This is a genomic window from Paraburkholderia dipogonis, from assembly GCF_046027395.1.
GTDB classification, from domain to species: Bacteria; Pseudomonadota; Gammaproteobacteria; order Burkholderiales; family Burkholderiaceae; genus Paraburkholderia; species Paraburkholderia dipogonis_A.
Map to the genome: position 1 here is coordinate 1 of NZ_JAQQEG010000110.1, position 1,512 is coordinate 1,512.

The window sequence follows — 1,512 nt, forward strand, 5'->3', positions numbered from 1 at the left end:
CGCCGCAAAGAAAAGTAGGCAAAAGAAAGCGGCTCACACCGCTAATTGTTAAGCGGGTCCCCCGCGCAGTCACGGTAGTGGTGCATCTGGAATCTGCGTTCTCGCACATTCCGCGTTCGTGACACAGCAGTCATTCTTCCAGCGGCGCTGCGCGCGCCGTCGCGATCTTTCTTCAACCAATCGCTTCGTTTTCCTCTCTACGTTTCTTCCGCACTGTAGTACTTCATTCGCCTGCATGCTTGGGAAATTTCGGAAATGATGGTGGCGCGCGAGATTTAGCTCGCGCGGGTGATCACTCGCGAGGCGATCCGCCCTAAACTTAATTCGCCGTCGTTAAAGGACGGTCAGGCTTGACAGCCTGCAAACCCAAACCCACACGCTTGCCCGGGCAAGATGTGCGTCTATTTCTGCACGTCCTTTTGCAATGGGCGGGCCGTGATGGGGAGACCTTTGGGTCTGCTGGTTTGGTTTGGGCCAGTCTGTCAACCTTGTCACTGTGCCCGCTCACCACCGCGTAAGCGCGTGTGTGGGCGATCGAATACGTTTCAGGGAGATCGCGCCATGAGTAAATCCGTCAAGCATTCACGAGCCACGTCGCGCCCACCCGTCGACGCAACTCAATACGAAAGACTTGCTCTATCCGCCTTCGGACTGGTTGAGCGGCAATTAAGTCAACTGGATAAATTAGTCACACTTGCGGCTTCGATAGTTAGGAGTCCGGCTGTGACGCGAGAGGAAAGACACCGACAGCGAAGATTGCTGGAAGTGCTGGTCGACACGGGCGAGGACTACCAACGCGAAGTCGAGAATGACCGCGAGCTGTACCAGGTCATCGCACTCGATGCGAAGGGCATTCCTCAAAGCCGCATTACCGCGCGCCACGCCGCAGACCTTCTGGCGAAGGCCACGCGGACAGCGGCGGATAGCCGCGAACGTATGGGCGCAACGAGGGCGATGGAGAACGGGCAGATGCGATCTAGAACGGTCGCACGTCGTACTGCGACTGCACACTGACGGCGGCTCACGGCTCACGGCTCACGGCTCACGGCTCACGGCTCACGGCTCACGGCTCACGGCCCGAAACTCGAAACTCGAAACTCGAAACTCGGGCCGCGAATGTGAAGAAAGGCGCAACGCATGCGCCTTTTGTGTTCGAGGTTACTGCTGCGCGACGTGCAGCGTTGGCGGCGAGCGTGGGCTGATTCTGGGCTAACGCTACTTGACGCGACCACGCTTAGAGGACCAAAAGCCACGGCGGCGACCGGAAGCCTTCAACGGCCTCTCGCCGAGGCGAAGCCGATGGCTCCGACCGCGCATAGAAAAGCCCACGGGTTTTGAGCAGGCCGCTCCGACGAGCGCGGAGCGCGAGGCGGGAAGAATGACGGCTTTGTCACTCACGCGGACTGTGCGAGAACACGGATTCCAGATGGACCACTACCGCAACTGCGCGGGGGACCCACTTAAGAATTAGCGGTTTGAAGCCGCTTTCTTTGCCTACTTTCTTTGCGGCAT

The 1,512-nt window shown here is 58.8% G+C and carries 1 protein-coding gene; it reads left to right on the forward strand.

The annotated features are described in order from the left end of the window. Positions 1–561: 561 nt before the first annotated feature. Positions 562–1,014, forward strand: a complete 453-nt coding sequence (locus tag PQR32_RS42065) for a hypothetical protein (protein ID WP_408241773.1) — start codon at positions 562–564, stop codon at positions 1,012–1,014. Positions 1,015–1,512: the final 498 nt, after the last annotated feature.